At 70.3% G+C, this 25584-nt stretch carries 20 protein-coding genes, 3 tRNA genes and 1 pseudogene; 11 read left to right on the plus strand and 13 right to left on the minus strand.

All coding sequences use genetic code 11. The features are described 5' to 3' along the window. Positions 1-6 precede the first annotated feature (6 nt). Together FIV43_RS15340 and FIV43_RS15345 are read right to left on the minus strand one after the other, a co-directional pair. Positions 7-513, minus strand: coding sequence for a TRAP transporter small permease (locus FIV43_RS15340; RefSeq protein ID WP_141014834.1), 507 nt, complete (start codon positions 511-513; stop codon positions 7-9). Beyond that, positions 510-1718, minus strand: coding sequence for a hypothetical protein (locus tag FIV43_RS15345; protein WP_141014835.1), 1209 nt, complete (start codon positions 1716-1718; stop codon positions 510-512). The genes FIV43_RS15340 and FIV43_RS15345 overlap by 4 nt, the downstream gene beginning before the upstream one ends. A 164-nt stretch (positions 1719-1882) precedes the next feature. Between FIV43_RS15345 and FIV43_RS15350 the strand changes: the two genes are divergently transcribed. From FIV43_RS15350 to FIV43_RS15365, 4 genes are all read left to right on the plus strand, one after another. Further along, positions 1883-2800, plus strand: a complete 918-nt coding sequence (locus tag FIV43_RS15350) for a LysR family transcriptional regulator (RefSeq protein WP_141014836.1) — start codon at positions 1883-1885, stop codon at positions 2798-2800. Between the two features lie 118 nt (positions 2801-2918). Then, on the plus strand, positions 2919-3833 hold the full coding sequence (gene kdgD, locus FIV43_RS15355) for a 5-dehydro-4-deoxyglucarate dehydratase (protein WP_141014837.1): 915 nt from the start codon (positions 2919-2921) through the stop codon (positions 3831-3833). A 31-nt stretch (positions 3834-3864) separates the two neighbouring features. Continuing rightward, positions 3865-5361, plus strand: coding sequence for an aldehyde dehydrogenase (NADP(+)) (locus FIV43_RS15360; RefSeq protein WP_141014838.1), 1497 nt, complete (start codon positions 3865-3867; stop codon positions 5359-5361). Beyond that, positions 5358-6692, plus strand: a complete 1335-nt coding sequence (locus tag FIV43_RS15365) for an enolase C-terminal domain-like protein (protein ID WP_269204019.1) — start codon at positions 5358-5360, stop codon at positions 6690-6692. The genes FIV43_RS15360 and FIV43_RS15365 overlap by 4 nt, the downstream gene beginning before the upstream one ends. 6 nt (positions 6693-6698) lie before the next feature. On the opposite strand, the gene FIV43_RS15370 is transcribed toward FIV43_RS15365, so the two are convergent. Next, on the minus strand, positions 6699-7463 hold the full coding sequence (locus tag FIV43_RS15370; protein WP_141014839.1) for a sulfite exporter TauE/SafE family protein: 765 nt from the start codon (positions 7461-7463) through the stop codon (positions 6699-6701). A 263-nt stretch (positions 7464-7726) separates the two neighbouring features. Here FIV43_RS15370 and FIV43_RS15375 point away from each other — a divergent pair, with 263 nt between their 5' ends. Together FIV43_RS15375 and FIV43_RS15380 are read left to right on the plus strand one after the other, a co-directional pair. Beyond that, positions 7727-8911 carry an MFS transporter gene (locus tag FIV43_RS15375; RefSeq protein WP_181407522.1) on the plus strand — a complete coding sequence of 395 codons (1185 nt, stop codon included), beginning with the start codon at positions 7727-7729 and terminating at the stop codon, positions 8909-8911. Positions 8912-8939: 28 nt separating this feature from the next. After that, a complete protein-coding gene (locus FIV43_RS15380) occupies positions 8940-9926 on the plus strand; it encodes an LLM class F420-dependent oxidoreductase (protein ID WP_141014840.1) in 987 nt (328 codons plus the stop codon). A gap of 26 nt (positions 9927-9952) precedes the next feature. Here FIV43_RS15380 and FIV43_RS21595 read toward each other — a convergent pair whose 3' ends face one another. Beyond that, positions 9953-10207 (minus strand): FCD domain-containing protein, encoded by a 255-nt coding sequence (locus FIV43_RS21595; protein ID WP_231123437.1) that lies wholly within the window; start codon positions 10205-10207, stop codon positions 9953-9955. Further along, positions 10183-10569: pseudogene (locus FIV43_RS21600) on the minus strand (GntR family transcriptional regulator); the annotation flags it as partial. The pseudogene FIV43_RS21600 and the gene FIV43_RS21595, both read right to left, overlap by 25 nt. Positions 10570-10607: 38 nt before the next feature. Here FIV43_RS21600 and FIV43_RS15390 point away from each other — a divergent pair. The 3 genes from FIV43_RS15390 to FIV43_RS23885 all read left to right on the plus strand — a co-directional run bounded on the left by FIV43_RS15390 (position 10608) and on the right by FIV43_RS23885 (position 13415). After that, entirely contained in the window at positions 10608-11252 is a 645-nt protein-coding gene (locus FIV43_RS15390; RefSeq protein WP_196780834.1) for an RraA family protein, read from the plus strand. 518 nt (positions 11253-11770) lie between these two features. Beyond that, entirely contained in the window at positions 11771-12877 is a 1107-nt protein-coding gene (locus FIV43_RS15395) for a hypothetical protein (RefSeq protein WP_141014841.1), read from the plus strand. 283 nt (positions 12878-13160) lie between these two features. Then, positions 13161-13415, plus strand: coding sequence for a DUF427 domain-containing protein (locus FIV43_RS23885; protein ID WP_407938904.1), 255 nt, complete (start codon positions 13161-13163; stop codon positions 13413-13415). Between the two features lie 545 nt (positions 13416-13960). On the opposite strand, the gene FIV43_RS15410 is transcribed toward FIV43_RS23885, so the two are convergent. The 3 genes from FIV43_RS15410 to FIV43_RS15420 all read right to left on the minus strand — a co-directional run bounded on the left by FIV43_RS15410 (position 13961) and on the right by FIV43_RS15420 (position 20543). Beyond that, the gene (locus tag FIV43_RS15410) at positions 13961-17326 is read right to left on the minus strand and encodes an SdrD B-like domain-containing protein (RefSeq protein WP_141014843.1); all 3366 of its coding nucleotides are present in this window, start codon (positions 17324-17326) and stop codon (positions 13961-13963) included. 430 nt (positions 17327-17756) lie between these two features. Then, positions 17757-20312: a helix-turn-helix transcriptional regulator gene (locus FIV43_RS15415; RefSeq protein WP_181407523.1), complete on the minus strand. Its 2556-nt coding sequence runs from the start codon at positions 20310-20312 to the stop codon at positions 17757-17759. 158 nt (positions 20313-20470) lie between these two features. After that, a tRNA-Arg gene (locus tag FIV43_RS15420) sits at positions 20471-20543 on the minus strand. 94 nt (positions 20544-20637) lie between these two features. On the opposite strand from FIV43_RS15420, the gene FIV43_RS15425 reads away from it, so the two are divergent. Further along, the gene (locus FIV43_RS15425; RefSeq protein WP_141014845.1) at positions 20638-21687 is read left to right on the plus strand and encodes a phospholipase D-like domain-containing protein; all 1050 of its coding nucleotides are present in this window, start codon (positions 20638-20640) and stop codon (positions 21685-21687) included. A gap of 43 nt (positions 21688-21730) precedes the next feature. On the opposite strand, the gene FIV43_RS21100 is transcribed toward FIV43_RS15425, so the two are convergent. From FIV43_RS21100 to FIV43_RS15445, 5 genes are all read right to left on the minus strand, one after another. After that, positions 21731-21868 (minus strand): hypothetical protein, encoded by a 138-nt coding sequence (locus FIV43_RS21100; protein WP_181407524.1) that lies wholly within the window; start codon positions 21866-21868, stop codon positions 21731-21733. A gap of 204 nt (positions 21869-22072) precedes the next feature. Next, positions 22073-22162: transfer RNA gene (locus tag FIV43_RS15430), tRNA-Ser, on the minus strand. Positions 22163-22250: 88 nt separating this feature from the next. Next, positions 22251-22706: a hypothetical protein gene (locus FIV43_RS15435; RefSeq protein ID WP_141014846.1), complete on the minus strand. Its 456-nt coding sequence runs from the start codon at positions 22704-22706 to the stop codon at positions 22251-22253. 88 nt (positions 22707-22794) lie between these two features. Then, positions 22795-24729, minus strand: a complete 1935-nt coding sequence (locus FIV43_RS15440; RefSeq protein WP_141014847.1) for a YhgE/Pip domain-containing protein — start codon at positions 24727-24729, stop codon at positions 22795-22797. Next, positions 24726-25373 (minus strand): ATP-binding cassette domain-containing protein, encoded by a 648-nt coding sequence (locus FIV43_RS15445; protein ID WP_141014848.1) that lies wholly within the window; start codon positions 25371-25373, stop codon positions 24726-24728. Before FIV43_RS15445 ends, FIV43_RS15440 begins: the two co-directional genes overlap by 4 nt. Positions 25374-25467: 94 nt before the next feature. On the opposite strand from FIV43_RS15445, the gene FIV43_RS15450 reads away from it, so the two are divergent. Next, positions 25468-25555 (plus strand) — tRNA-Ser (locus FIV43_RS15450). Positions 25556-25584: the final 29 nt, after the last annotated feature.

A 25584-nucleotide genomic window follows, 5' to 3' on the forward strand; every position in this document is an offset into this window, starting at 1 on the left:
TCCAGCTCACTCGTAGTCGGCGGCGTCTACATCGCGGGCGTAGCGCCGCGTGTCGATTCCGAAGAACTGTTGGACGGTGTAGAGGCAGATCATCGCCCCGGAGAACGGCAGCGCCGCGTAGAGCGCGCTGCGCGGCAGGCCAGTGCCGGGCAGTGTCGCGACGCTCGCCTCGTCGGTGAGCTGGATGCCGTCGACGAGGAGGTAGAGGCCGAACAGCAGGACCAGCGCCAGCACTCCGTAGTCGACGGCGCGGCGCAGGAGTTTGGGGAACCGGTCCACCACGAAGGTGATCGCGATGTGTGCGCCCTCGCGGAACCCGAGCGCGGCGCACAGCATGCCGATCCAGATCAGCAGGATGCGGGAGAGCTCCTCGCTCCACGCGGGCGTCGAGTCGAGGACCTCGCGGCCGAAGATCTGGTAGAGCACGACGAAGACGACGCCCAGCAAGCAGGTCAGGGTCACGATCTCGAAGACCGTGTCGATGGCCCGGAGGCCCTTCTTCACCGCGTTCATCGGCCGGCTTCCTCGCCGGTGGTCCGTGCTCGCCCGGCGGCCGCGGCGAGCATCGGCTGGCGGTCGGGCCCGGCGAGTCCGAGGTGGTAGAGGTGCAGCTCGTCGACGCCGGCCGCTTCGAGCTCGGTGAGGTAGTCCCCGAACGCGGCGTCGGTGGTCGGAGGCAGCGCCGTCACGTAGGCGCCCGTCGCGGCACGCCCGGCCAGGGTCTGGGACAGGGAGCGGACCTTCTCCACGGAGGCGTCGGCGACCGGCCAGCACTGCGCGACGACGGCGTCGACGTCGTCGGGGCCGGTGGCGGTGAGGCCCGGCAGGGCCCCGGTCGCCCACGGGTCGGGCTCGGCGTGCAGCACGAGGCGCAGGTCGCCGCCCGCGACCGAGCCGACGGCGGAGATCACCGTGCGGCGGAGCTCGTCGGTGGCCTGGTGGCGGATCTCGAGCAGCGTGTCGAGCAGGGCCTGGTCGACGGCCGGGACCGACCCGCCCGGGCTGCGCAGTGTGGCGTCGACTCCGGCGCGCAGCTCCGCGACGACGCGCTCCGGGTCCAGGCCGTGCGCCTCCCAGGCTTCGACCGAAGCGAGGCTGCAGTCGATCGAGAGCAGCCGCTGCGCCACGTGGTCGTAGGCGCCGTCGGTCTTCTCGTGGTGGCCGCCGTGCGTGACGCCGAGCTGACCGCAGGCCTCGAGGATGACCGTCGAGCAGGGGACGTCGCGGATCGCCTCGGCGGCCAGCGTGGCGGCGTACTCGCGGACCTCGGCCGACTGCGGACTGAGGGCGTAGGGATAGCGCTCGCCGAAGCAGTTGACGACCGCGAGGTCGGGGTGGGCCTCGCCGAGGCGCGTGGCGTGGGTGAGGACGATCCACGCGGCCACGTCGACGCCGGCCTCGATCAGGGTCGCGGCGGCGGTGCCGAACGGGTCGGGGTCGGGGACCCAGGTGGCGGGCGCCGGGACGAGGCGCCGGCCCGACCATGCCTCGTCGCGGATCGGGCGGTAGAGGGCAGCCGAGGAGGCATTGACGAAGCGCGTCGTCGGGTGGAGCGGGGTGGCTGCCCGCGCGGTGTGGTACGACGCCGCGAGTGCCACCGTGTCCACCCCCAGGTCCAGGACCCGGGAGGAGAAGTCAGGATCGCCGATCACGTCCCACGGGTAGGCGTACCCGACGGTTCGTGGGGCAGCCGCGGTGACTGGTTGGGCGGTCGTCATCAGTGCTCGCTTCCGGCGTTGCTGGCGGGTGTGACTGGGGTCACTGGTGTGGTGCGGGTCATAGGTTGGCACCTGGTCCTCATGCGCGTCCAAACCCGATCCGGCATAGAGTGATACTCTCCGCGCATCGTCATTCTCGGCATTGACACGGTTAAGGTGCCCGCGTGTTGACCCTCGATCAGGTGCGTTCCTTCGTCGCGGTCGCCGAGGAACTCCACTTCGGTCGCGCGGCGGAACGGCTGCAGATGACCCAGCCGCCGCTGAGCCGTCAGATCCAGAAGCTGGAGAGGGCGATCGGCGTGCAGTTGCTGGAGCGGGACAATCGCAAGGTCGAGCTGACCGGGGCGGGAGAGGCCTTTCTCGAGGAGGCCTACCGACTGCTGAACATGGTCGAGGGAGCCGGCGACCTCGCCCGCCGGGTGGACGCCGGAGCGGCGGGCGTCGTACGGCTGGGCTTCACCGCCGTCTCCGCGATCTCGATCCTCGGCCCGCTCCTGCGCCGCCTCACGGCCGAGTTGCCCGACGTGGAGGTGCTGCTCTCCGAGCGGGTCACCATGGCCCAGGTCGAGGGGATCCGTCGAGGCGAGATCGACCTCGGGCTGGCCCGCCCGCCTTTCGACACCGAACTGCTGTCGTCGCGGGTGATCCTGCGCGAGCCGCTGATGGCGGTCGTTCCTGTCGAGCATCCGCTGGCGGCGATCGATCGACCGCTCATCGCCACCGACTTCGACGCCGAGACCGTCATCGGCTATCACCCGCAGCAGTCCCGCTACTTCCATGAACTGTCGGTGCGCTTCCTCGCCAACGCCCACCCGCGCATCGAGCAGCGGGTGCACCAGGTGCTCACCGCGATGCTGCTGGCCTCGGCCGAACGCGGCCTCGCCTTCGTCCCGGCCTCGGCGGCCTCGCTGCACGTCGACGGCGTCGTGCTCAAGGACCTGGCCCACCACGGCGGTGACACCCGCCTCGACGCCGACCCCGAGCGCCCCGTCGAGGTGCACGCGATCTGGGCGGATGCCTCACTCAGCCCCGTCGTACGACGGGTGCTGGGCGTGGTCGAGCGCCTCGCGGCGGAGAGCTGACGTCGGTCGCGAGTCAGCGATACCCGTAGGACATCACTCCATCCAACAAAGGGCTTGGACAGGCATCGCGAGCCGTTCCTACTGTGACGGTCATCTCTCGACCTGCGAAGGACCTCACGTGACCGAGTACAGCCCGACCGACCTGGCCGCCCAGCTCAAGAGCGGGCTGCTGTCCTTCCCGGTCACCCACTTCACCGACGAGCTCGCCTTCGACGAGGCGGCCTACCGCAAGCACCTCTCCTGGCTGGCCGAGCACCCAGTCGCCGGCCTCTTCGCCGCCGGCGGCACCGGCGAGGCGTTCTCCCTCACCTTCGAGGAGACCGACCGCGTCGTGCGCGCCGCGGTCGACGAGGTGGCCGGCGCCGTACCCGTGCTGGCCCCGGCGACCGGGAGCACCACCAACGCGATCGCGCAGGCCGAGGCCGCGCAGGCGGCCGGGGCGGACGGGCTCCTGCTGATGCCGCCGTACCTCACCGAAGCCAGCCAGGCCGGCCTCGTCGAGCACGTCACCGCGGTCTGCCAGGCCACCGGCCTCGGCGTGATCGTCTACAGCCGCGCGAACGCCGTGCTCAACGACGAGTCCGTCGCCGAGCTCGCGGACCGCAACCCGACCATGGTCGGCTTCAAGGACGGCGTCGGCAGCATCGAGCAGATGACCCGCACCTACGCCCGGGTCGGCGACCGGCTGATCTACGTCGGGGGGCTGCCCACCGCGGAGACCTTCGCGCTGCCCCTGCTCCAGCTCGGGGTGAGTACCTACTCCTCGGCGCTCTTCAACTTCCTGCCCGGCTGGGCGATCGAGTTCTACGAGGCCGTCCGTGCACAGGACCGCGACGAGGTCTACCGTCGACTCAACGAGTTCGTGATCCCCTACCTCGACATCCGCGACCGCACCGCCGGGTACGCCGTGTCGATCGTCAAGGCCGGCCTCGAGGCGGTCGGACGACCGGCCGGTCCGGTCCGGCCCCCCTTGACCAACCTGCACCAGACCGAGGTCGACGAGCTGCGCGACCTGATCGCCCGCATCCCCTGACCCCGATCACCACCGCTGCTGAGAGGAAGACATGACCGACCCCCGCTCGATCATCGCCGGCGTCGAGGAGAAGCACCCCGACGTCGCCGCCGCGACCACCGCCGCCACCGAGGCCTTCGCGCACTACCGGGCCACCGAGCCGCAGGCGCGCGGTGACTTCCTCGATGCCGTCGCCGCCGAGATCGAGGCCGACCGCGAGACCATCGCGGAGGCCGCCGTCACCGAGAGCCACCTCCCCGCGGGGCGGATCACCGGCGAGGTCGGGCGGACCGCCGGTCAGCTGCGGATGTTCGCCGACGTCGTCCGTCGCGGCGACCACCTCGGCGTCCGCATCGACCCGGCGCTGCCCTCCCGGGAGCCGCTCCCCCGGGCGGATATCCGGCAGCGCCAGGTGCCGTTGGGCCCGGTCGCCGTCTTCGGCGCCAGCAACTTCCCGCTCGCCTTCTCCACCGCCGGCGGCGACACGGCCTCCGCGCTCGCCGCCGGCTGCCCCGTCGTCGTCAAGGGCCATCCCGCCCACCCACGCACCGGTCACCTGGTCGCCCAGGCGATCACCCGTGCGGTGGAGAAGGCCGGCCTGCACCCGGGCACCTTCTCGTTCCTGCTCGCAGGAGCCGACGAGGACGGGATCCGTCTCGGCCAGGACCTGGTCACCGACCCGCGGATCAAGGCCGTCGGGTTCACCGGCTCCCGCGGCGGCGGCCTGGCCCTGGTCGCCGCCGCCGCCGCGCGGACCGAGCCGATCCCGGTCTACGCCGAGATGTCCTCGATCAACCCGGTCGTGGTGCTGCCCGGCGCCCTCGACGCCGACCCGGCCGGACTCGGCCGGGCCTACGTCGGCTCGCTGACGCTGGGCTCCGGCCAGTTCTGCACCAACCCCGGGCTGCTCTTCCTGCCCCGCGGCGACGCCGGCGACGCGTTCCTCGCGGCCGCCGGCGACGCGGTCGCCGACGCCGCCGGCGCCACCATGCTGACCTCCGGCATCGCCAGCGCCTACGAGTCCGGCTCCGCCTCCCTGCGCGACGCCGCCGGGGTCCGGGTCGTCGGCCAGGGCAGCGCCGGCGGGGAGGACGCCCCGGCGCCCCAGGTCGTCGTGGCCGACTCGCTCGACGGCGTGACCGACGAGGTGTTCGGCGCCTCCGGCGTCGTGGTCCGGTACGACGACGCGGCCGAGCTCGCCGACCACCTGGCCTCGCTCGAGGGTCAGCTCACCGCCACCGTCCACGCCACCGACGCGGACGCCGACGACGCGGCGCGACTCCTGCCGCTGCTGGAGGCGAAGGTGGGCCGGATCCTGTTCAACGGCTGGCCCACCGGCGTCGAGGTCGGTCACGCGATGGTCCACGGCGGGCCGTTCCCGGCCACGTCGGACGCTCGCGGGACCTCCGTCGGCAGCCTCGCCATCGAGCGCTTCCAGCGCCCGGTCGCCTACCAGGACGTGCCGGCCGCGCTGCTGCCGGCGGCGGTGCGCGACGACAACCCGTGGCACCTGACCCGCAGGATCGACGGGGAGCTCCAGCTGCCGTGAGCGCCTCGCGCCGCCCCACCGTCGCCGAGGTGGAGGTGGTCCCGGTCGCGGGTCACGACTCGATGCTGCTCAACCTGAGCGGCGCGCACGCCCCGTTCTTCACCCGCAACATCGCGATCGTCACCGACAGCGACGGGCGCGAGGGACTCGGCGAGGTGCCGGGTGGCGAGGCCATCCGGGCCACGATCGCCGATGCCGCCGAGCTGCTCATCGGCGCGCCGGTGGCGACGTACCGCTCCCTGTTGCGGCGGGTCGCGGAGCGCTTCGCCGGGCGCGACGCCGGCGGGCGCGGGCTGCAGACCTTCGACCTGCGCACCACGGTCCACGCGGTGACCGCGCTGGAGTCAGCGCTGCTGGACCTGACCGGTCAGGAGCAGGGCGTGGCCGTGGCCGAGCTGCTGGGCGACGGACAGCAGCGCAGCAGCGTGCCGATGCTGGGCTACCTGTTCTACGTCGGCGACCCCGACCGCACCGACCTGCCCTACCTGCGGGAGCCGGAGGCCGCCGACGAGTGGGAGCGGGTGCGCCGCGAGGTCGCGCTGACCCCCGAGGCGGTGGTCCGGCTCGCCGAGGCCGCCCAGCAGCGCTACGGATTCACCGACTTCAAGCTCAAGGGCGGCGTGCTGGCCGGCGAGGAGGAGGTCGCCGCGGTCACCGCGCTGCACGAGCGCTTCCCCGACGCGCGGATCACCCTGGACCCGAATGGCGGCTGGCTGCTGGCCGACGCGGTCCGGCTGTTGCGGGGCACCCACGACGTGCTGGCCTACGCCGAGGACCCGTGCGGCGCCGAGGGCGGGTACTCGGGCCGGGAGGTGATGGCGGAGTTCAAGCGGGCCACCGGGCTGCGGACGGCGACCAACATGATCGCCACCGACTGGCGGCAGATGGCGCACGCGATCCGCACCGACGCCGTCGACATCCCGCTGGCCGACCCGCACTTCTGGACGATGGCCGGCTCGGTCCGGGTCGCCCAGCTCTGCCACGACTTCGGCCTGACCTGGGGCTCGCACTCCAACAACCACTTCGACGTCTCGCTGGCGATGTTCACCCAGGTCGGTGCGGCGGCGCCGGGCGAGATCACGGCGTTGGACACGCACTGGATCTGGCAGGACGGCCAGGGGCTGACCGAGAGCCCGCTGCAGATCCGGGACGGTGCGATCGAGGTGCCCGAGGCCCCGGGGCTGGGCGTCCGGCTGGACCGTTCCCGGCTCGCCGCGGCGCACCAGCTCTACCTGGAGCACGGCCTCGGCGCCCGGGACGACGCGATCGCGATGCAGTACCTGGTGCCCGACTGGTCCTTCGACCCGAAGCGCCCCTGCCTGGTGCGCTGAGGCCGCTCAGCTGGTGGCGAGGTGGACGGCGAGACCGAGGCCGGCGATCGCCACCAGCCAGCGCAGCGGCCGCTCGGGCGCGACGCGCACCACCGACGGGCCGATCAGCCCGCCGATGACGGCCCCGGCCGCCAGGGACACCGCGGCGGGCCAGTCGACCGGCGCGAAGAGGATGTAGGCGATCGCCGCCGCGCCGTTGGCGGCACCGGTGGCGACGTTCTTCACCGCGTTCGTGACGGCCAGCGGCTCCACCCGCTCCAGGGCCAGAACGGCGAGGGCGATGATCCCGACCCCGGCGCCGAAGTAGCCGCCGTACACCCCGAGCAGCAGCAGCACCAGCGTCCACGCTGCAGCGCGCACCGGCCCGTCGGTCGCGGGCCGGTCCGGTTGCGAGTGACGTGCGGCCCAGGCCCGGATCCGGTCGCGGAACAGCAGCAGCGTCGCCCCGAACGCGATCAGCCACGGCACCACCACCTCGAAGGCCTCCTCGGGGGTGTGCAGCAGCAGGGCCGCGCCCAGCGCGCCACCCACCAGCGAGATCCCGGCCAGCCGCACCGCCCGCCGCCCCTGGCCGCGCAGCTCGCGCTGCGACCCGGCGATCGTCCCGCCGGTGACGCCGAAGAGGGCGACGGTGTTGGTGACGTTGGCGGCCAGCGGCGGCAGCCCGAAGGCGAGCAGTGCCGGATAGCTGATCAACGAGGCGAGGCCGGCCACCGAGCCGGTCAGGCCGGCACCGATCCCGGCGAGCAGCAGCCAGAGGGTGTCGTTCACCGCGCGGGCTACCTCCTCGCTCGGGCCGACACTCCTCCTCGTCGAGGGTAGGCGAGCAGGGCCGGGTGGCTCCAACACCGGTTGGGCCTCGCACGATGCGCGTGCGGCATGGGCGTCCGCCTTGCGCTGGCTGTGCCAGGAAATTCTGACTCCACCGGGAGCGTGTGGCCCACCAGTCACCCGATGACGGGCGAGCCCCACGTTGTCAGAGTGAGGTCGACGTCAGGTCACCGCGACGAGCCGAGGTCGGGCACCCTGGTGCCATGCTGAACCCCCGCCTCCAGCGTGCGCTGATCGCACTGGTCCAGGTGCTCGCGCTGGCGGTGTGGTTCTCGGTGTCGGCCGTGGTCCCGAGCCTGCAGGCCGACTGGGGCATCTCGACCGGCCAGGCGGTGTGGTTGACCGGGACGGTGCAGCTGGGCTTCGTCACCGGCGCCCTGGTCTCGACCCTGCTGAACCTGGCCGACCGGGTGCCGCCGCACCTGCTGATGGCGGCGAGCGCGGCGCTGGCCGCGGCGACGACGTACACCGTGGCCGCCGCGGTGGACTCCTTCGGCCCTGCTCTCGCGCCACGGTTCCTGACCGGTGTCTTCCTCGCCGGCGTCTACCCGGTGGGCATGAAGCTCACCGCCTCCTGGGCGGGGCCGACGGGTCGCGGCACCGCGATGGGCCTGATGATCGGGGCCCTCACCCTGGGGTCGGCGCTGCCGCACCTGGTGGGTGGACTGGCCACGTTGCCGTGGCGCGACGTGCTCCGGGTGACGGCGGGCATCGCGTCGGCCGGGGCGCTGGTCGCGCTGGTCGCCGTACGTCCGGGCCCGCAGCTGGCGACCGGACCGGTGACCCTGCACCCGCGCTATGCGATCGAGATGTTCCGCGAGTCCGGGCCACGCCGGGTGAACCTCGGCTACTTCGGCCACATGTGGGAGCTCTACGCGCTGTGGACGTGGGTCCCGCTCTTCGTCGCCCATGCGGCCGGCGCCTCCGCACCGGACGCCGAGGACCGACTGCTGGTCTTCACCACCATGGGCGTGTGCGGGCTGCTCGGCTGCCTGGTCGGCGGGTGGGCGGCGGACCGCTTCGGCCGCACCCCGGCGGCGGTGACCGCGCTGTCGGTCAGCGGTGCCTGCTGCCTGCTCTCGCCTCTCGCGTACGTCGCACCCCTGCCGCTCCTCGCCGTCTTCTGCGGCGTGTGGGGGGCGTCGGTGATCGCCGACTCCGGCGTCTTCTCCACGGCGCTGTCCGAGGTCGCCGACCAGCGGTTCATCGGCACCGCCCTCAGCGCGCAGACCGCGCTCGGCTTCGCCCTGACGGTGGTCAGCATCCAGCTGGTTCCCGTGCTGGCCGACGCTTCCGGCTGGCAGTACGCGTTTCTGCTGCTCGTCCCCGGCCCGGTGCTCGGGGTGCTGGCGATGACCGGTCGGCCCCGCCACGCCCACCAGGGATGAGGAGCGCGGAGCCGGGTACGTCCCTGGGATGACCGACTTCGGCTACACCCTGATGACGGAGCAGAGCGGCCCCAAGGATCTCGTGGAGTACGCCGTCCGGGCCGAGGCGGTGGGCTTCGACTTCGAGGTGATGAGCGATCACTACTCACCGTGGCTCACCGAACAGGGACACGCACCGTATGCGTGGACCACGCTCGGAGCGGTCGCCCAGGCGACCTCGCGGGTGGGGTTGATGACCTACGTGACCTGTCCGACCATGCGCTACCACCCCGCGCTCGTCGCCCAGAAGGCCGCCACGCTGCAGTGCCTGGCCGACGGCCGCTTCACGCTCGGCCTGGGCAGCGGCGAGAACCTCAACGAGCACGTGGTCGGCCAGGGCTGGCCGGCCATCCAGGACCGTCACGGCATGCTGCGCGAGGCCATCGAGATCATCCGCGCCCTCCACACCGGGGAGCTCGTCGACCATCGCGGCGACTACTTCCAGGTCGACTCGGCACGGATCTGGGACCTCCCCGGACAACCCGTGGAGATCGGGGTCGCGGTGGCCGGCGACCGGGCGATCAAGGCACTGGCCGAGAGCGGCGATCACCTGATCGGGGTCGAGCCGGACGCAGCCCTGGTCGATGCCTGGAACGACGCCCGGGGCACCGCCCGGATCGGCGAGCGGGCCCGCGCCATCGGGCAGATCCCGATCTGCTGGGACCCGGACCCGGAGGCCGCCAGGCGGCGCGCCCACGAGCAGTTCCGGTGGTTCGGGGGCGGCTGGCAGGTCAACGCCGACCTGCCCACGCCCGCCGGCTTCGCCGGTGCGACGCAGTTCGTCCGCCCCGACGACGTCGCCGACGCGATCCCGTGCGGCCCCGACCTCGACGAGATCGTCCGCCACGTGTCGGCCTACTGGGAGGCCGGGTTCACCGACATCGCGATCGTCCAGGTCGGAGACCAGGGACAGCGGCGCTTCCTCGACGAGGCCGCGCCACGACTGCTGGAGATGCTGCGGGCGGCAGCGCCCTGAGGTCGGCGGGCATCTCCGACGAGAGGCTAGGTGGCCGCTGCGGTCCGCGGCTCGCCGAAGGCATCGACCAGCTCCGGCACCTCCCGCAGATGACGCCCCAGCACGGCCACGCACTCCGCCGCGTCACTCGCCTCGAGAGCGCGCAGCAGGTCGCGGTGCTCGGCCTCGATGGTGTGGAGCCGTGACGGACGCTCGCTGAGGGTGCGCGTGCCCAGTCGCACCTGTCGTGGCTGCAGTCCGTCGTAGATCTCTGCGATCACTGCGTTGCCCTGGTGGCGCATGATCGCGGAGTGGAAGAGCTGGGCGAACCGGTTCCAGTCCCGCGCCGACCGGCCGCCTCCATCTCCACGATGAGCTCCCGCGCAGCATGCGGGACGCCGCTGCTCCGCTGGCAGATCCTGCGTAGCGCGTCGGACTCCAGCACGTAGCGGGCTTGATAGATCTCCCCCATCTCGGTCGCCGTGAGCACCCGGATCTGCGCGCCTCGTCGCGGAACCAGCTCGACGAAGCGCTCGACCTGGAGCCGCTGAAGTGCCTCTCGCACCGGCGTGCGTGAGGTGCCGACCTGCTCGCCGAGCGCGATCTCGTCCACGAACTGACCCTCGGCGAAGGTGCCGTCGAGGATGCGTTCGCGGATCCCCTCGTAGGCCCGCTGGCCTTCGAAGGGATCCTCTGTTCTCGATGAACGACATGCCCGAGCAGGTCGACCCCCAGCTCCTCGACGAGTTGCGCGACGTCTGCGTCTCCACCCTCGGACACCTGCGGGACCACGGCCTCGCCCTGGGACTCCAGCCGAACCGGCGGCCGATCAAGGTGGTCGGCACCGCCGTGACCGTGCGCATCCCCCACCTGGACTCCACTGCCGTGCACCTGGCCGTCGACCACCTGCGGCCCGGCGACGTGCTCGTCGTCGACCAGTCCGGTGACCACGCACGGTCCTGCTTCGGCGGACTGGTCTCGTTCTCCGCGAAGGCCCGGGGAGCGGCCGGCGCCGTGATCGACGGCTCCATCAACGATCACGACGAGACCGGCCCCTACGACTTCCCGGTGTTCTCCCGCGGCTACAGCCCGCTCACCACGCGGATCGGCGGGATCGAAGGCGCGATCAACGTGCCCGTCACCATCGCCGGAGCGGTGGTGAACCCCGGCGACGTGGTCTTCGGCGACTCCGACGGCGTCGCATTCCTCAGCCCCGAGGACGTCGTCGGCCTCGGTGAGCTGCTGCGCGGCAAGGAGCAGGCCGAGGCACCGGCCCGGGAGCGCATCCTGAGCGGCGGCTCGCTCGCGGAGTTCTCCGGCGCCCTCGCTCACCACCCCCGAGACTGACCTCTCACCACGCTCCTGGAGAACACAACAGGCCGGACCCCGTCGGGGTCCGGCCTGTTGTCCGACGTGGGGGCGTACGCCGCGGCTCGCGGGCGCTGCGCCGGCCGAACCACCACGGGCTGTCCGCACGGTGATCGGCACGGTCCCAGCCGACGATGGCACGTACCACTCGCGCACTCCCACTGACTTCGACACCGCCAGCACGGCAAGCAGGCAGCAACGGTCGCGGGGCCTTCGCCGCTCCTACGCTTCCCGTGTCGTGCCATTGGTATCGGCGAACGATGAATGTCGTGCTGCAGTGCTCGTGGTCCCTCCCAATGAACTCGAGTGACTGGGCAGCGACAGGATTCGATGCGGGCCAGCCCTTAGCCGCAGAACCTCCGCAGCCAAGGGCTGGCCCTGCATCACGCTAGGCGGCCCTGCGAGACGAGGACCCGATGCGCGGCAATCAGGTGCCCACGGAGAGATTCACCTCCCCGAGGAACAGCGGGCCAGGAATGGCGATCTCAGTTACTGACGTGCGCGGCGACATCTCCTGCGCGAACTCCGTTCTCATCCAGGTGTCGAAGCACCCCTGCGACCGGCTCGTCGGATCGGCACACAGCATCCTTCGTCACCCCTCGATGCCCGCCGGGTGCTTTCTTCTGATGTGGGAGTCCCTGAGGCGCGGTGAGCCGTTCGGTGGGTACCTCCAGAACCGCGCATTCGGCGATGCTGGGTACTGGACATTCACGATCATGCTTCCGCTCGGCAGTAGCGGTCACCTTTCGATTCAGATGAACCCGAACGGCTCCGAGTACCTCGACCTGGCTCGCGCCGCCTATCTCGCCGTACGCCCGATCGAGCTCGCAGCGCGTGAACAGGGGATCTCCGGGAGGGGTGCCGCGAAACTGGGGCGCCGCCAGCTCCTCAGGCAACTTCGGCAGGCGGGTTTCGCCGATTATCAAGACTTCCTATCCGCCGCTGTGACAGCGGAAGTGACTGGCAGATCACACTTCACGGCCACACCTACCTTCGCCGGGACAGCGGGCGCCACAACGGCGCTGAGCGATGCGTGCGCAGCACTTTCTTCCCAGTTCGACGGCTCTTGGGACCGACTCTCGGAGTTTGAGACGTCGATCGCGGCCTTCAGGCAGGAAGTCCGACAGTTCGACCAGCACCGGACCGACAGCCGACGGGTGCTGCATCAGCAACGCATGGCCGCGGCGACGAGGGTGCGCCACCCCGACGTCATTCTTGCCACGGCCTGGGCCGAGATGACATCCGAGGACGCTGGCGACGTCGCCGTCCGTCTTGCGGCGCGCCTGGATCGGCTCGACGTGTCGGTGACGAAGGCGCGCGTCGCCATGGCCTTGGCGCTGATTCAACTCGATGCCGTGGCTGAGCACGCAGCGGAAGTGGCCGGGCGGTCGGCCGCGCAGTGCCGTTCCACAACTGCGCTCGGAGCGCTCGTACGGTCCCTGCGCTCCACTGCTGGGTGGGCCATGGGCCCCTCCAACGACGCCCTGGTCGAGGCTCAGCGCATCATGGAAACGGTTGCCGCGGCTCGCAGGGACATGGAGGTCCCCCGGACACTGCTCGACGACCGTGCGGCAGGTCCCTCGGGGAACCGATCACGAGAGTGATGCGCCAGGTCAATCACCAGCTGTCTCGCCTTCATGCCGCAGGAGCGGCATTGGTCGACCGTGCGTCCCGCAACGCTGAAGACCATCTCTCAAAGACCCTGGGGGATGTGCTCGTCACCCTCGGCGAGCTCGCTGGACCGCAGGTCGATCCACCGGGTCCAGTCATCACTTCGGATCATCACGCCGGCGGCCGCAGGCGCAGGGGCTCCGCGTGACCTACATCCATGCCGTCTACGGAGACACGGTGCTGGCTCGTTCGGACGACACGGTCTTGTCGGGAGCCATGCGGTACTTCCCACGGGGGACAGTGCTCTGGAGCGCTTTGTCGCCCAGCGACGTCACGTCGCAAGTGCTCGGATGCGGTCGCTTGCACTACTACGACATCAATCTCCCGGGCATGCTGATTCCCGCCGGCGCGTGCAGCTACCTGAGACCGATGCCGAGGGTCGCGCTACTCGCTGGGCGCGTTGCGTTCGCGCCACCGGTGGTGGTGACCGCGGAGCCCATCGAGCGAAATGCACGGACCTGGCTGAGATGAGCCCCCTCCCCGCGCACCATCCGCTGTGCGGCACTGAATCGCTGGCTCCACGCACGTAGACGACGGCGGCATCCTCTTGTCTGCACGCGCCACTTGTAGCCTGGCCGTGCGCCAACTCGCACTGGCGCACGGTCGTCCAGCCCCTGAATGTTCGCCCGGTCCTTCCCGAGTGGCCAGGTTCTCAGACGGCGGGACGCCGACACATCGAGCGGGGCCCGCGTCCGATTTCCCCACCCGTCGCGGGTCCCGCTCCTCGGTTTGGCCCGACCCGGGGCAAGTCTCTCGTGATGGATGCTCAGTCAGCAGGCTGGCGCGGGAGCGTCGCGAGGCCTTTCAGGCGCGATCAACCGCCCACGAATGCACGCCAGAGCCTCAACGGAACCCGGGGTGCTCCAGCCGTCCTGACGCAGCGGGCCCCGGGGTCACAACAAGAAGTAGCGTCCGCCCCATGGGGCGGACGCTACCTCGTGCTTCCTGTCTGGCCTCCCGGCTAACTCAGTCGAGACGCTTCCGCGTGAGCAGGAGGGTGGCGCCGCCACCAGCACTCAGCAGGCCCAACAAGTAGAGCCACCAGGTGGGCCCCCCGTGTTAGGGAGGTGTCCACCGGTCGACCCGCCGCCGGGGTTCTTCCCGATGTCGCCACCGCCGGGCCCCTTGGGCTCCGGTCCCTTCGGCTCGGGGCCGTTGGTCTGCTGGACGTCGATCGCGGCGGTGTCGGTCGCGGACACATCCCCGGGACCGGTCACCGTGGCAGTGTTCGTCATCGACTCCTCAGCCGTGCTGGAGCACTCGAACGAAACATCCTCGCCCGGAGCCAGCTCAGCATCCTCGACCGCAACAGCGTCACACCCACTCAGCGCCTGGTCCTCAAAGCCCAGACCACTCAGCACCGAATCATCACTGGTGTTGGTCACCACGAACTTCCACGTCACCGTGTCGCCGTAGTCGTAAGAACCGGTCATGTTGTCACTGTCATCAGCCTCGATGAACTCACCCGAACCCGGGCTCGACTCCACCTGCTTGCTCAACGACACCGCGTAGTTCGTGTTCGCCGTATAACCAGCATCCACGTGCGTGAGCGCAGTGCCGCGACCGATGTCCAGGGTGACCACGCCATTGGCGTTGACGTCGGAGTCGCCCTTGTCGTCGCTCCCGGCGTCGGCCTTGGTGAAGTGCGCGTACTGGTCCTTGACCAACTCGTCATCGAACCGCACCGAGTAATCACCCGCAGCAAGCCCGCTGAACGAGTACGACCCATCGGCACCCGTCGTGGTCGAACCCACCTCGGTCCGATCAGCACCCGTCCCCGAGAACAACGTCACCTTCGCATCCGGCAACACCACCGTCTCGTCCGAACCACGCACACCGTCACCGTCAGCATCGAACCAGTACGTACCCGAGACCTCCGATGCGACGACCTCAACGGGCTCCGCGTCTGTGTGGAGACGGTCGTCCGCGGGACCGATCTCACCGTCGACGTCGTTGACGAACTGGTCACCTCCGGCAGGAGTGCGCGGGTCAGCCGTGAGCCGCATACCGCCGGCGTACCCGCTGTGGAAGTCCGCGACGTCGGCGCGCACGGCAGTGGCGCCGATCAGCGCCGCACTGTCACTTCCGTCCACCTGCGTCCAATTGACTGACGAACCGAAAGGGTCGGCTTCGAGGTCGGCCGCCGAGTCGGTCGTGACGTAGAACGTCGTCCCGGTCGTGGAATCGTCGACCGGCTCGATGGTCTTGAGCGCCATGGGCCTGGTCATCGCGGAGCCGCGGTCGTCACCATCGAAGGGCAGCACATCGACAAAGGTGGAGGTGCCCATGTTCTGGGTCTGGAAGTTGAAGAAGCTACTGACCCAGGTGATCGCTTTCTGGTTCGGCTCAATCTCGGTCGGACCGTCGGTGAACTTCTGCAAGGTGACCACGTTGGCCTGGGCGACCGCGACGTTTCGCTTCACCGCGACAGGCTTGTAGCCATCTGCACTGGCCGTGGCGGTGTTCTGCATGCGACCGTCCGACGGTGCCTTGATGGACGTGGTCACGGAATAGTCGATCGGCGGCAGCTCCTCGCCGACACCGACGGGTCCGACAGGCGTGAACGTCAACACGAACCCATCGCTCACCGACCCTGCCTGATCAACGCTCCAGAAAGGACTGAGATCCGACAAATCCACGTCGACCACGTTGCGGGGCAGGGAGTCACGAACAGCAAAGCCGGAGATGTCGGCCTCTGAGCCGCTCGAACCCGGAAGAGGAGCGCTGTCCGGGGTGAGGGTGTAGTGCACGTCGCTGCCGGATGTGATGCCATTGACGTTGGAGGACTTCGCGAGCTCGAGCTCGGCAGGAGCGGTGTCCACATCGGCGCTCACCCGCAAAGGTGTGCCGATCTGATCTGCCGTCCACGTGGCGGTATCGTCCACGTTCACGCCAAGGTCCTCCGTGACGTCGAACGCTGCGCTGACCGTCACCGTTCCCGTGTCGACGCTAGCCACGTCGAGATACTCGATCCGCATCGCACGCACCTTCGACGGCCCGCCGGCAAGGGCGACGGAGTCGACCCAGGTCGACCCGTCCGCGGAGTACGAGAGGCTGTACGACGAGGCGGGGAGCCTCGCGTTCTTCTGCCATACGACCACCGGGGAGTCAGCAGCGATCTGTTGCTCCGCAGGGTCCCAGGTGTCCACACCCACGACGCCGGTGGTGTCACCGCCGAAGGGCTGATAGAGCATCTCTGCAGCGATTCGTGAGCCCGCTGCGATGGTGGCATCGGCCGTGGACGGGATCTGCCCGTCGTAGACCTTGGTCCACGACGCGTCGGACGACGGCCGTGTGTCCAGCAACTGGCCCCGCTCCTCAGCGACATAGAGGCGCTTGAACACCTTTGCCGGGACACCGCCGCCTGAGGGCGACACCAGACCCTGCGCGGAGTTGTCCCCGGTATCGGCGTCCTCGACAGGGGTTCCATCTGTCGTCGTCCAACCGAGAGTGGAGACCGCGTTCCTCATGGAGATGGTCTGATCTGCCGCATTGATCTCGCTGAGCGGAACCCATACCCGCGCCACGAAGGAGACGCTCGCGTTGTCACCGGAGCCCCGGTAGTCCGAGAGCGCGAAGTCTGCTCCCGTGGTCGTCGGTGTCACACTGACTGTGGCTCCGCCAGTGGGATCCCTTACCTCGATGTCGTAGGGGACCGCCTGGCTCAGCGTCAGGGTGTCGCGGATCTTCAAGGGCTGCTGCAGCACTGCTGGAACAGCACCTGCAGCGTTCTTCCCTGCGGCGTCCCAGGCTTCGATCTCGAAGTCGGAATACTTCGCCGCCACGGCACCGGCTCCATCACCGAAGTCGTGGACGCTGGTGCTGTTGAGCTTGCTGGCCGTCTTGGACAGTCCACCCAGGGGTCTGCCGACGACCGCGATCGAACCCGTCGCTGCGGTCTGGTTCCCGGAGGCGTCAGCTACCTGGACCTGGGCTGCGTAGTTGGTACCCACCGCGTCAGGGCTCGCGATCGCCCGCAGGGTACGAAACTCGACCAGCGAATCGCCGCCACTCGGCACGCTGACGGTCGCCGTCAGCGTACGGCCGTTGTCCGTCAGCTCGTAGGAGCTCTCGTAAAGCGCGGCGTTTGCGCTGTCCAGTGCCACCAGCGAATCGGGATCCCACGTCCAACCCTCAGGAAGAGTCTGAGTGAACACGCCGTCGGTCAGCCCTGAGGACTTGAAGGACCAGGAGTACCCGACGCTGTCGTTCGTGCCCACCATGTTGTTGTGGGCGCCGTCATCGACCGGATTCGGCACCCGGATCCCGTCGTCGACCACGGTGATCTGCAGGTCACGCACCTCGCCGTCAGCCGCGTAGGCCCCCGACGGCACGACCAAGGCGCCAGCGCCGAGTGCGCCGAGCGCGAGCGCAGCGATCATCGTGCGACCCCACCATCGCGATTGTCCGGCCCTGGCCGGCTCCTTCTTCAACACTTCCTTGCCTTCCCCTGAGTCCTCCGGACTTGCGCCCGCGACGGGTACTCGCTCGCCGCCGTCGTCATCGCGCCTGCAATCGAGGCACTTCTGACGCTGTCCCGGCGGCGTTGTCCCACCAGCCCTGATTCGGGCCGAGACATGCGAATCCCTATCCAAGGGTCGACCCAACCCAGAGCCATTCCGCTCCCACGCGAGCGGGTCAGTGCACCAATGGCCCAGATCAGCAGGCGACCGATCGGGACTCAGGGGTCTCGGGCATCAGCTACGTGTCGTCTGGGCACGCCCGTGCGTGCCCGCTACGGCCTCGCATCCGACTTCCTTGTGAAGGCGGCCGGCTACAGCGCCGTACAGGCGGCCGCGCCACTTTCGAACTTCAGAGACTGCCCGTGGCAGCGACGTAGGCAATCAGTGCAGAACGGCTCGAGATACCGAGCTTGCGCATGATCGATCGAACATGGCTCTCGACAGTGCGTACGCTGAGGAAGAGGGCGGCCGCGATCTCTGGATTCGATCGTCCTTGCTGGACCATGTGAGCGATCTCCAACTCACGCTCCGAGAGCAGGACCTCGACCCGGCGGAACCGGGTCGCGTCGTATCCGCCCGTCGGGAGCGACGACCGGAAGCGCTCCAGCTCGGCCGCCACTTCCTCAGCTTCTTCGTCGCGCCCGTGGTCCCGGAGGATTCGGCCAGCATGCTCATACGCATTCACGGCGAAGCCGGGTCTGCCCGTGGTCGCCAGGCCGGGAACGGTCTTCAAGAGGTCATCCGGTTCGCCGAGCGCCAGCGCCGCAACGTAGTGATGGAGCACGCCGACGAACGCGCCCTCGATGCCGCTCAGTCGCGCACCGAGCCCGTCCAGGTCGGCTGGGTCGGGACGGAGCTCGGTCACCAACAGATCCGCCATCGCCGCGCTCCAGCGCGCACCGCCGGCATACAGCCGGTCGATGGTGGCCCGCAGATCTGCGAACGCCTGGTCGGGGTGGCCGTCGGCGAGAAGGATCTGGAACTGTGCCCAGTCGGCCGACATCGCTGGGAACGGTCCGAGACCACCACCGATCCTTCGTGCGTCGGCCACTCGCGCCCGCGCCAGGTCGGCATGACCGAGACGTCCTGCGAGCACGCTCCCGATGCAAAGAAGGCCGAGTGCCGGCCCCTGCGGCACGCCCGAGGGTATTCCCGTGGCAAGGGCGCTCTCGACGAAGCGGTCGGCGTTCGCGTAGTCACCGGAGACGAACGCGCAGAGCGCGGCCACGTAGGAGAACTTCTGGATCACCCGGGCGTCGCGTCGGTCGCGCGCGACCGCCAGCCCCTCAGTGGCCCGGCGTAGGGCCTGCGCGTGGTCCCCCTCCCCGAGGAGCACCAGACATCGCAGGCTCTCGGCGCTCAAGTCGCCGAGACCGACCTCGTCGCCATCGAGGAGGTCGAGCTCACGACCCGCAGCACGGAACCTACCCTGCGCGATGCCGGCTCGTGCGCGCTCAAGGCGGTAGGCGGCGACATCGGCGGCAGTGGCGGTTCGCGCCATCCGTTCGACGACAGACTCAGGATCCAGGTCCGGCGGAAGCGTGACGTGATCTGTCTGGATCCGCAGGATCGTCGCGCGGGCCCGCAGCAGGTCGCCGCCTCCCAGTGAGTCGGCGAGCACACTGAGCTCGTCCAGGATCTCGGAGTACTGCCCCGAGGTCGCGCGTCGCTCCGCGTCCCACAACCGCACCCGGAGCCAGTCGGGAGAATCGATCGGAATCTCATGGGTGACCGTCTCGATCTCCGACTCCGGTGCGCCGGTCATCGAGAGGGCGTCCAGCAGCCCCAACGCGGTCGTGGCGGTATGCGTCCTGCGCCACGTCGCGCGCGCCTCCGCGAGGCGAGCTCGAGCGTGCTCATGGACGGTGCGTACGAAGAGCGCGTCCCTCTCACTCGGCGACGCGTCGACCAGATCACCGTCTTCGACCGGGGAGGTCGGTGCAAGCCGCTCGAGATGCTGCAGGGTCCGGTTGCGTTCGAAACCTCCGACGGAGTGGCGGAACTGCTCGCTGACCAACGGTGGCGTCACCGTCGCCTTGGGGACTCCACCCGTCGAGGTGAAACGCAGAAGGCCTTTGCGCTCGAGCCGGTCGAGTACATTGCGCCCGATGAGCTCCTCAGCTTCCGCCATGCTGACCGGGCCTGCCAAGCTGAGCAGTTGAGTCGCTTTCCGCTCGCGACCGGTGAGATGAGCGATCTGACGCTCGACCAGGCGACGGAGCGTAGGGCTCCACAGGTCGCTGGTCGCCGTCCAGACTCCACGGTGCCGCACCAATCGGCCTTCTCTGCACCCCACATCCACCAGGCCGATCCCCAGACCCGGCAGCCCCGCGGATTTCGCGTAGAGGCGACTGAGCGTGAACTTGTCGATCGGGCCATCGGCTCGCTCAGTCATGAGGCGCTCGAACTCGTCGAGGCGCATAGCGGAGAGGCGCACGTCGTACGCACGGTGCAACCGCTCGATCTGCCGCGGCCCGGACTCGCACGAAAGCAGGTTGGACGAGACGATGTTGAACTGGGACGAGCCGGCCCGGGATGAACTGCTCTGCGCGGTGAGGATGACCCCCCACGAGGCGTCATCGAGCGCATCGGCGTCGTCGATCATCAACACGAAGCGTCCGCTGGACGCCAGCTCGCTCAGGCGGTCGACGACCGCCGTGATCGCCCCGGTCAGCCGAGGCCCGCCGTCCGACCTGAGCTGCGCGTCGAGCGCGGCGAGCGGATGGTCCCGGAGACCGGCGATGCCGGCGACGCGCACCACCTCGGCGCCGTCGTCCTCGAGCTCCGCGCCGAGCGTGGTCAGGAAGGTCGAACGGCCACTGCCTGGCACACCTTCGATCACCACGTCCACTCCAGCGGCGAGGTAGCCCAGCGCATCCGACAGTTGAGCGCTCCGACCGATCACCCACCCATCATGACCGACACTCAGCCCCCACCACACAGTGCGTCTGCGATAAATCGCCGACGACTGCGCCATCGCGGGCCTGCCGCGGTGGAGACACACAACAGGCCGGACCCCGTCGGGGTCCGGCCTGTTGTCACATCTCGCGAGAGATCACGCTGCGCGCCTGTAGGGATTCGAACCCCAAACCTTCTGATCCGTAGTCAGATGCTCTATCCGTTGAGCTACAGGCGCCCGCCGCCATCAGGCGACCGCTAGAGAATAGCGGAGCCGGCCACCCGATGCCGAATCAGCGCGACGGCGCAGGCGCTGTGGAACGATGCGACCCATGCCTGGATACCCGCCTGAGGACCGCGAGGTGTTCGAGTCCGACGCGATCGCGCTCTACGAGGCGGCCGTGGAGGAGAAGGGCATCCACACCGACGACGTACGGATCGCCGAGGGTGCACCGCAACGCCGGGCGTTCGACCTGCTGGTCGACATGGGTCTGCTGGTGAAGGACCCGGACACCTCGATGTGGCGACCGATCGACCCGGCCGCCTCGCAGTCGCGCGTGGTCGCGCCGCTGGGAGCCGAGGGTGCCCGGCTGCTGGAGGAGTCGGCTCGCTGGACGAAGGCGTTCAGCACCCTGAGCCAGTCCTGGCGTCGCTCCCCGCAGTCGGAGTCCTCGGGGCCGCTGACCTACCTGCACCGCGAGGCGATCAGTCCCTACCTCAACGCGCTGCTCGGCGAGGCCGAGGAGGAGCTGCTGACCGCACAGCCGCAGGCCGGCCGCGACGCCCAGTCGCTGGCCGCCGCGGCCCTGCGCGACCTCGAGGCGCTCGAGCGCGGGGTCACCATGCGCACGCTCTACCAGCACAGCGCGCGGCGCCAGGCGATCACCCACAAGTACGTCGCCCAGATCACCGAGAAGGGTGCCGAGGTCCGCACCCTCGACGAGTTCTTCAACCGGATGATCGTGGTGGACCGGCGGGTCGCGGTGATCCCGGGGGCGGACGGACCGGCCACCGCCGTCGCCGTACGGGATCCGGGGATCGTGGCCTACCTGGTCGACGTCTTCGACCGGGCCTTCGCCCGCGGCCACCCGTTCGTCTCGACGCAGACCTCGGTGATGCGGGAGATCGCCGCCGAGCAGCGGGCGATGACGATCCGGATGCTGATCGAGGGCCACGCGGACGCGGTCAGCGCGAAGCGCCTCGGCGTCAGTCCGCGGACGTACGCCGGCTACGTGGCCGACCTCAAGGCCGAGTACGAGGCCGACACCCGATTCCAGCTCGGCTACATGATGGGCCAGCTCGGCATCACCGGGCAGGACGCCGACGAGCGCTCGCCCGCCGCCGGGCGGAAGGACGCGAACGGCGACGGGTCCGGACCGTGAGTCCGCACCCGTCGCCGCTTCGAGTCGTGTGGTCGGGCTGCGATCAGTCGCCGTCGCCGACGGGAGCGGAGTAACCCCAACCGGAGTCACGGGCGTGGGAGGGTGCCGGCGCTGCCACGAGCCCGATGGTGGCGGCGATGGCCACGGCGGCGAGGGCGGTACGACGAACGAACTTCTTCATTGTCAGACTCCTGATCCTGAGGGTCCCGAGCGTCCCGCCAATGTATGCGCGCGGCATCTTCCCGAACAACGGTCGTCCGAAACCTGCTGGGCGGGAGTAACTCTACTTCTGTCGAGGCCCGCTGTCGCCGTCCGGCGAGCGCGGTCTCCGGCCCGGACGCGCGTCGGGCCCCGGCGAGTGCGACTCACCGGGGCCCAACGTCTGCGGAGGCGGCGGGATTTGAACCCGCGAGAGGGGGTTACCCTCAACCCGCTTAGCAGGCGGGCGCCATAGACCGGACTAGGCGACGCCTCCCCACCGGCGGTGTGACCCACCGGCGGCCCAAGGCTACAAGGCGCCGCTCCCGGGCACCGAATCGGCCACCGGAACCCGGCGCCGGAACTCAGCGCTGGGCAGCCTGCAGGTAGCGCTTGACGGTGCGCGCGAAGTCGTCCTTGTCGGCGGCGAGCACCTCGACCGGGATCGTCGTCGTGCCGCCGGTGCGCAGCCGCAGCACGACGCAGTCGATGTCCCGTGGCGATGCGGCGACCGCGTCCTCGACCTCGCTCCAGCGGGCTTCGCGCACCCCCGCGCCACGGATCAGGTTGACCCGATACCCCGCCGCCGTCAGCCGTACGACGACCAGCCGGGACCGCATCCACCACCCCAGCCCGAAGAGGCCGACCAGGCCCACGATCAGCAGCACCACGAGCGCGTCGGCGTTCACGTCGACCGAGGCGATCACCACGGTCGCGATCAGCACGATGATCGCGAAGACGATCAGGTAGGCACCCATGAACCGGGCCATGACCGGCGGGGCGAGCCGGTAGTCGGTGACGGCGGGCACGGGCTTGCTCATGGACCGAATTGAACAAGGCGGGCTCGGCACCGCCAAAACCCCGACCGCGCTGACCGCGCAGCCGGACCCGCACGGCGTCAGTCCGCCCTCAGACGGTGAGCTCCGGCTGGATCCGGCTCACCGACCACACCCGTTGTCGCCGCGCGGCCACCGCGGTCAGCGCCAGCGCGCCGGCGCCCCACGCGGCGAGCACGGCGATGTCGCCGAGCACCAGAGCGTCGAGCCCGCCGTACATCAGCTGGCGCAGGCCGTCGAGCGCATAGGACATCGGCAGCACGTGGTGCAGCGGATAGAGGGCGCTCGGGATCGTCTGCCAGGGGAAGGTGCCACCCGCGGTGATCAGCTGCAGTACCAGCAGCACCAGGCCCAGGAACTGGCCCGCGGTGCCCAGCCAGGCGTTGAGGCACTGCACGATCGCGATGAAGGTGCCCGACATCAGCACCAGGAACGCCCAGGTCCCCAGCGCGTTCGCCGGCCCGATGCCGACCACCAGGCTCACCACGGTCAGCATCACGCTCATCTGGAGCACCCCGATCACCGTGGGCGCCAGCCAGCCGCCCAGCGCGATCCGCAGCGGCACCTGGTCGGCGGCGATCGCCCGACGCGACAACGGCTTGACGATCAGGAACAGTGCGTAACCGCCGATCCAGGCGGCCAGTCCGAGGAAGAACGGCGCCAGCCCGGCGCCGTACGAGCCCGCCACGGTCTGCCCGGACTCGGCGACCCGGACCGGCGAGGCGATCGCGTCGGCCACCGACTCCTGTTCGGGGGCGGCGAGATCGGGGACCTGTGCGGCGCCCGCGTCGAGCTGTCGGCTCAGCCTGCCGGCGCCCTGCTTCAGGGTGCCCAGGCCCGTCCACAGCTCTTCGGCGCCTGCGGCGACCTCGTCGGCCCCCACCCCCAGCGCCCCGGTCCCGGCAGCCAGATCGTCGGCGCCGTCGCGTGCCTGGCGCAGGCCTCGCACCAGCTGCGGCGCCGACCGGGCCAGGCGCTGCGCCCCGTCGGCGACCGAGCGCGAGCCGTTCGCCAGCCGATCCAGCTGGTCCGAGGTCCGTTGCACCTTGCGATCGGCGCGTCGCAGCGGCGGGCCCAGGTCGTCGTAGACACCCATCACGCGCCGGACCTGCACCGGCTCCAGTCCGACCGATCGCAGCCGGCGGCGCAGCTCACCGCGCCCGGTCCGGTAGGCCTTGCGCACCTGGGTCGAGGCGCGGGCGACCCGGTCGCCGACCTTCGCGATCCGCCGGTCCCCGGCCGCGACCTGGCGTGCTCCACGCGCCAGTCGACGCGACTGCCGGGGCAGCGCCGCGGTGGACTCGACGATCTCCTGCAGTCCGGTGGCCAGTCGATGGGCACCGCCGTCGACCTCGGCGGCGCCGGCGGCCAGCTCGTCGGTGCCGTCCTCGAGCCGCCGCGCGCCCGCCTTCGCGTCCCCCAGCCCGTCGCGCAGCCGGCCCGCGCCGTCGGCCGCCTTCTGCAGACCCGACCGCGCGTCGGAGAGGCCGATCAGGAACGAGGTGGCCGCCTGGGTGCCGACCTGCTCGGCGAGGGCCGTGCGCACCCGGGTGGCGACCTGGCCCGCGATGGTGGTGGAGAGGTAGGAGTTGGCGTCGTTGGTGACGAGCTCGAGGCGGGCCTGGTCCGGGTCCAGCTCGGAGATGCTGGCCAGCGCCGCCGAGAATCCGTCCGGGATCCGCAGCGCGAAGTCGTAGCGCCCGCTCTCCACCCCCGCCTCCGCCTCGTCGGCGTCGACCTCGTGCCAGTCGAAGTCCTGCTGCTCCAGCAGCTGGTCGGCCAGGTCGCGCCCGGCGTGGATCTCCTCATCGTCGGTGGTCACCGGCTGGTCCTCCACCACGAGGGCGGCCGGCACCTCGCCGAGCCGCTCGTAGGGGTCATGGTTGGCGTAGAGGTAGAGCCCGCCGTAGAGCGTGGGCAGTACCACGAGGGCGATCAACGCGACCCGCGGCAGCCGCCCGGCGGTCAGTCGCCGCAACTCGGTCGCGGCCAAGCGGAACGAGTTCATGCGACCGCTCCTTCGGAGACGCCGCCCAGCCGCGAGGTCGGCACGCTCAGCCCGGCCGCGGTGGTCGGCCCCACGGTGACCAGCACCCCGGGGCCGCTCGCCGCGATCTCCCGGGCCACCGGCTCCCAGTGCACCGGCTCCGCGCCGTAGCGCTCGGGCAGGGTCAGCACCAGGAACCGCACGCCCGGCCGCAGCGCCGCCAGCTGCAGCAGCAGCGCCACCCGGTGCGGTGGCGGCACGTCCTCGAACCGGGTCGACGGGTCGAGGTCGCCCACCCAGCTGCGGATCACCCGGCGCGGGCGCCGCTGGCGCGCGAAGGCCAGCTCCTCGTGCACCACGGTGGACAGCGGGATCGGTCCGTCCGGCTCACTCACCCCCGGTACGTCGACCAGCGCGACCGCCCGCCGACGCCGGCCCGCGCCGGGGTCGCCGTCGAGGGTGACCGTGCCGGCGTCGTACGGAAGGCGGCCGGCGAGCGCCAGAGCGAGTGCGGTGTGACCGTGGCCGGGCTCCCCGACGACGGCGCGGACCTCACCCGCGGCGAGGGTCAGCGAGGTGGCGCGCAGCATCACCACGTGGGCGCCGCGGACGGTGAGACCAGCGGCCTCGAGATCGGCGCGACGGTGTGCGGGCGGAGCAGTCATGGCCTGACGCTACGTCTCCGCGGCCCGGGTGCTCCTCTAGAATCGGGGCTCGTCGGTGTGAGGTCGCATGTCCTGCACATGGGTCCGCCGGCGAGGAGGGGTGCCGGAGTGGCCTATCGGAACCGCCTTGAAAGCGGTCGTAGGGAGACCTACCGCGGGTTCGAATCCCGCCCCCTCTGCCAGTGCGAGCAGCCAGTCCGAGCAGCCAGTC

The sequence above is a fragment of the Nocardioides sambongensis genome, assembly GCF_006494815.1.
GTDB classification, from domain to species: Bacteria; Actinomycetota; Actinomycetes; order Propionibacteriales; family Nocardioidaceae; genus Nocardioides; species Nocardioides sambongensis.

Coding starts and splice junctions, on each gene's coding strand:
- FIV43_RS15375 (WP_181407522.1), top strand. CDS start 7,727: ATGCTGAACCCCCGCCTCCAGCGTGCGCTGATCGCACTGGTCCAGGTG.
- FIV43_RS21100 (WP_181407524.1), bottom strand. CDS start 21,868: ATGAAGAAGTTCGTTCGTCGTACCGCCCTCGCCGCCGTGGCCATCGCC.
- FIV43_RS15345 (WP_141014835.1), bottom strand. CDS start 1,718: ATGACGACCGCCCAACCAGTCACCGCGGCTGCCCCACGAACCGTCGGG.
- FIV43_RS15440 (WP_141014847.1), bottom strand. CDS start 24,729: ATGAACTCGTTCCGCTTGGCCGCGACCGAGTTGCGGCGACTGACCGCC.
- FIV43_RS23885 (WP_407938904.1), top strand. CDS start 13,161: ATGCGGTACTTCCCACGGGGGACAGTGCTCTGGAGCGCTTTGTCGCCC.
- FIV43_RS15425 (WP_141014845.1), top strand. CDS start 20,638: ATGCCTGGATACCCGCCTGAGGACCGCGAGGTGTTCGAGTCCGACGCG.
- FIV43_RS15390 (WP_196780834.1), top strand. CDS start 10,608: ATGAACGACATGCCCGAGCAGGTCGACCCCCAGCTCCTCGACGAGTTG.
- FIV43_RS15380 (WP_141014840.1), top strand. CDS start 8,940: ATGACCGACTTCGGCTACACCCTGATGACGGAGCAGAGCGGCCCCAAG.
- FIV43_RS21595 (WP_231123437.1), bottom strand. CDS start 10,207: ATGCGCCACCAGGGCAACGCAGTGATCGCAGAGATCTACGACGGACTG.
- FIV43_RS15360 (WP_141014838.1), top strand. CDS start 3,865: ATGACCGACCCCCGCTCGATCATCGCCGGCGTCGAGGAGAAGCACCCC.
- FIV43_RS15445 (WP_141014848.1), bottom strand. CDS start 25,373: ATGACTGCTCCGCCCGCACACCGTCGCGCCGATCTCGAGGCCGCTGGT.
- FIV43_RS15340 (WP_141014834.1), bottom strand. CDS start 513: ATGAACGCGGTGAAGAAGGGCCTCCGGGCCATCGACACGGTCTTCGAG.
- FIV43_RS15435 (WP_141014846.1), bottom strand. CDS start 22,706: ATGAGCAAGCCCGTGCCCGCCGTCACCGACTACCGGCTCGCCCCGCCG.
- FIV43_RS15410 (WP_141014843.1), bottom strand. CDS start 17,326: ATGATCGCTGCGCTCGCGCTCGGCGCACTCGGCGCTGGCGCCTTGGTC.